1 protein-coding gene is annotated in these 1023 nt (G+C 53.6%); it reads right to left on the bottom strand.

The window, feature by feature from the left end:
* On the bottom strand, positions 1-1023 hold a 1023-nt coding region (locus tag ACTNC3_RS11380; protein WP_441227501.1), incomplete at both ends, for a DDE-type integrase/transposase/recombinase.

The following is a 1023-nucleotide window of genomic DNA, read 5'->3' on the forward strand; positions in this document are numbered from 1 at the left end:
CCGATTTTCGTGATGCAGAAAGGCTTCTGCGATGGTATTGACATCGATAAAGTTCAGCGGACGTGTATCCCGGTTCCATTCCTGCCGTGGTGTGATCCCTTCCGGTGGAACATCAGCATTGAGGCACTGATAGTACTCGGCGATGCCCGCATGAGGATCGTTATGGTAATGGTCCTCGAGGTAGATACTCCACAGACGGTTAAGCTCATCCAGTGTTCGGACGTTTTTCAGCTTGCTTTCCCGGACGAATGTATCCACCACCTGATGGAATTTCTCGATTTTGCCTTTCGACTTCCCGCTCCTTACCGGCGCATGCGAGATCGAGATACCAAGCTTTGCCAGCGACAGCTTCAGTTGCTTTGCGACGTACTGAGAACCGTTATCAAAGTAGCATCGGTCAAATGCTCCTGCACGAAGCAGCACGGACCGGAAGGTATCTTCTACAACCTCTTCCTCCTGAGAGGCGTAAAACTTCGAGGCAATGACAAACCTCGAATGATCGTCTATCGCCGACGACAGGTAGGTCTTGACCTTGGCTCCGCGTTTTCCGATTGGAAGCAGTGGCCCATACTTGATGTCTCCCTGGATCAGCATCATACGGTGTGGCTTGCAGAAGCGCTTCGAGGAGCTCTCCCGTGCATCCTTGTAGGTCCGCAGATGCTCTGAACCGAAGCCGGCATTGTAGAGATGCCTCTCCAATGTCGAGCGTTTCAGCACACCCGGAGCGACCCGCCCTTCCAGCTCGAGGATCAGTATCAGCTGTTCCACCGAGCGCTCGGGAACTTCCCGTCGGAGCTGGATGGCTTCGTTGAGAAGTTCATCGAAGTTTTCCGGCAGCGCCTGAGAGCGCCGCTTCTGGCGATCCGTCGGTCGAAGCCCCTGAAACCCGTTTTCACGGTATGCCTTTTCGTATCGGTAGAGCGATCTTGCGGTCGTTAAGTTGTCCTGTGCGATCTTTTCCCGCATCGCTATGCGCTTTGCATTATCGAGGTCCTCCGAAAGGAGTGGTGTAATCATAGTGTA

This window comes from Oribacterium sp. HCP3S3_B9, assembly GCF_052064255.1.
Taxonomy (GTDB): domain Bacteria; phylum Bacillota; class Clostridia; order Lachnospirales; family Lachnospiraceae; genus Oribacterium.